Source organism: uncultured Sphingomonas sp., assembly GCF_913778135.1.
In the GTDB taxonomy this organism is placed as follows: Bacteria; Pseudomonadota; Alphaproteobacteria; order Sphingomonadales; family Sphingomonadaceae; genus Sphingomonas.
Map to the genome: position 1 here is coordinate 1 of NZ_CAJYVU010000180.1, position 3,097 is coordinate 3,097.

The window sequence follows — 3,097 nt, forward strand, 5'->3', positions numbered from 1 at the left end:
GGTGGTTTCCTGCGCCATCGCGCCCATCGGTGCGATCAGCGCAACCGCCGCCACACCCCACAACAGGTTGTTACGCATCGTCAATGTTCCCCTTGAGAGCCCCGGCTCTGCAGCATTCGGCGAGCCATGCCGTTGCTGCGCCCCTGCCGCAGGAATATTGCGCTTCGGTTACAGCAGCGAGTCTATTCACGCGCGGTGATCACGTGACGCTGGCTGCGTTGCAAAAAGGTAACATCGCGTGTGCCGTCGCGCGGTTGCCGGCCGTCGAAGAGATGCTTAGTCCGCCGCTGCGACGATCGCCTGCCAGCCGGCTTCGTCGATCACGCGGATGCCCAGATCGGCGGCCTTCTTCGCCTTCGATCCCGCGCCCGGCCCTGCCACCACCAGGTCGGTCTTCGCCGACACCGATCCGGCGACCCGCGCGCCGAGTTTTTCCGCCTGCGCCTTCGCCTCGTCGCGCGATATCGTCTCCAGCGTGCCGGTGAACACGACCGTCTTCCCGCTCACCTCCGACGCGCGCGTCTCGACCACGAATGGCGGTGATGCAACCTCGCCGAGCAGATCGTCCCACACTGCGCGATTGTGTGGTTCGTGGAAGAAGTCGGCGAGTGCGTGGCCAACCGCGGCACCGACATTCTCCACCCCGATCAAGGCGGCGATCGCCTTGTCGACGCGCGCGGCGTGGCGCGCCTCGCTCTCGCCGATGACCGGCGGCGTGGCGTCGCGCAGCGCGATCACCTCGTCGGCCAGAGCAGCAATCGCGGGCAGGGTGACGTAATGCTTCAACAGATCGCGCGCGGTGATGATGCCGGTGTGGCGGATGCCGAGCCCGAACAGCAGTCGTGCGGCGTCGGGCGCGCGGCGCGCCTCGATCGCCGCGAGCAGCGCGTCGACCGACTTCGCCTGCCAGCCATCGCGCGTCGTCAGTTCGTCGCGGTGCTCGCCCAAGCGGAAGATGTCGGCCGGCTCCGCGATCCAGCCGAGATCGATCAGCTCGACCAGCGTCTTCTCACCCAGCCCGTCGATGTCGAGCGCGCCGCGGCTGACGAAATGCTTCAACCGCTCCAGCCGCTGCGCCGGGCAGATCAGCCCGCCAGTGCAGCGCACGTCGACTTCGCCCTCCTCAGCCACCGCCTCGCTGCCGCAGATCGGGCAGTGTGTCGGGAAGAGCCACGGCGCGCGTGCGTCGTCGCGCGACAGATTCTCGACGATCTGCGGGATCACGTCGCCCGCGCGCTGCAGCACGACGCGGTCGCCCGGGTGGACACCCAGCCGCGCGATCTCGTCGGCGTTGTGGAGCGTCGCATTGGTCACCACGACGCCGCCGACGGTGACCGGCTCCAGCCGCGCGACCGGGGTCAGCTTGCCGGTGCGACCGACCTGGATGTCGATCGCGTTGAGCGTCGTTTGCGCGCGCTCGGCGGGGAACTTGTGCGCGATCGCCCAGCGCGGTGCGCGCCCGACGCTGCCCAGCCGCTCCTGCCAGTCGAGCCGGTCGAGCTTGTAGACGACACCGTCGATGTCGAACGGGAGATCGGCGCGCGCCGTCTCGATCGCGCGGTAGACCGCCAGCGCCGCCTCGGTCGTGTCAACGCGCGCGAAGGCGGCGGCTATCGGGAAGCCCCAGCCGCGCAAGTCATCGACCAGCCCGCTCTGCGTGGTCGCGGGCAGCGCGCTCGCCTCGCCCCAGCCGTGCGCGAGGAAGCGCAACGGGCGCGTTGCGGTGACGGATGCGTCCTTCTGCCGGAGCGAGCCCGCGGCGGCGTTGCGCGGATTGGCGAACTGGCGCGCTTCCTTGCCCGCCGCCTCAGCCTCGGCGAGCAGGCGCGCGTTCAATGCGGCAAAGGCGGCCTTCTCCATGTATACCTCGCCGCGCACCTCGAACACGTCGGGCGCATCGGCGGGGAGCGTCTGGGGAATGTCGGCGATCGTCGCGACGTTGGCGGTCACGTCTTCCCCGACTGCGCCGTCGCCGCGGGTCAGCGCCTGAACGAGGCGGCGATGCTCGTAGCGCAGCGAGCACGACAGGCCGTCGATCTTCGGCTCGGCGGTGAGCACGACGCGCTCGTCGTCGGCGAGGCGAAGGAAGCGGCGCACCCGCGCGACGAAATCTGCCACGTCTTCGTCGGAGAAGGCGTTGTCGAGGCTCATCATGGGTCGCGCGTGCGCGACCTTGGCGAGGTGTCCGGCAGGTGCTGCACCGACCTGCCGGCTTGGGGTGTCGGCGCGCACCAGCGTAGGAAAAGCCGCCTCGATCGCGCGGTTGCGGCGTACCAGCGCGTCGTAGTCCGCGTCGCTGATCTCGGGTGCGTCGTCGGTATGATAGAGCGCGTTGTGGCGCGCGATCTCGCCCGCCAGCCGCTCCAGCTCGGCAGCGGCATGGTGCTCAGTCGTGGGCAGCGCAGGCTCGGTCATGCCAGCCGGGTTAAGCGGCGCGGTGGCGAGCGTCCAGCCGGTTCAAGGCCGGCCGGGCGCCACGCACTCGCTCAGGCGGCGGCGAGCTTGTCCGCCGTCGCGTCCGCCAGGCTGGTGCCGTCGAGGATGCGCGCGGTTTCGTCGCGCACGCGCATCATCGCGGCGCGGATCTCGCAGTCGATCTCGCTCTTGCAATCCTTGCACGGGCGATAGGCGGTGCGACTGACGCAGGGAACGAGCGCCAGCGGCCCCTCGATCACGCGGATGATCTCGCCGAGCGAGATCAGATGCGCCGGTCGCGACAGCACGTAGCCACCCATCTTGCCGCGATAGCTGTGGAGCAGTTGCGCGTCGCGCAGGTCGGCCAGGATCAGCTCGAGGAACTTGCGCGGTACAGTCGCTTCCGCCGCGATGCGCGTCATCGCAATCGGCGGCGAGCCGGCAGGCGCGCGCGCGAGGAACAGCATCGAACGAAGGGCGTAGCGCGAACGCTGGGTGAGCATATCCCACTATATCCACGGACAATGTGGCATGCACGTGGCACCGGGCGGCAATGGCGATGCATCAACCCGTACGTACGGGCTTTCACAACCGCGCGACCGTGCCTATATCGATCGTGCCGGGTTCTACCCGGATATGGCGATAAAGTGCGGCGTAGAATAGACGCAGCGGACCCGGGGGC

At 69.0% G+C, this 3,097-nt stretch carries 3 protein-coding genes; 1 reads left to right on the forward strand and 2 read right to left on the reverse strand.

Annotated elements, in window-relative coordinates; translation table 11 throughout:
- On the forward strand, window positions 1–199 hold a 199-nt coding region (locus QZ847_RS15865), incomplete at its 5' end, for a hypothetical protein (RefSeq protein WP_294358368.1).
- A 77-nt stretch (window positions 200–276) separates the two neighbouring features.
- Here the strand turns inward: QZ847_RS15865 and ligA are convergent.
- Window positions 277–2,415, reverse strand: coding sequence for an NAD-dependent DNA ligase LigA (gene ligA / locus QZ847_RS15870; RefSeq protein ID WP_294358371.1), 2,139 nt, complete (start codon window positions 2,413–2,415; stop codon window positions 277–279).
- 71 nt (window positions 2,416–2,486) lie between these two features.
- Window positions 2,487–2,918, reverse strand: a complete 432-nt coding sequence (locus QZ847_RS15875) for an Rrf2 family transcriptional regulator (protein WP_294358374.1) — start codon at window positions 2,916–2,918, stop codon at window positions 2,487–2,489.
- Window positions 2,919–3,097: the final 179 nt, after the last annotated feature.

Excerpts from the sequence above, each read along its gene's own strand:
- ligA (WP_294358371.1), bottom strand. The coding sequence starts at position 2,415 with ATGACCGAGCCTGCGCTGCCCACGACTGAGCACCATGCCGCTGCCGAG.
- QZ847_RS15875 (WP_294358374.1), bottom strand. The coding sequence starts at position 2,918 with ATGCTCACCCAGCGTTCGCGCTACGCCCTTCGTTCGATGCTGTTCCTC.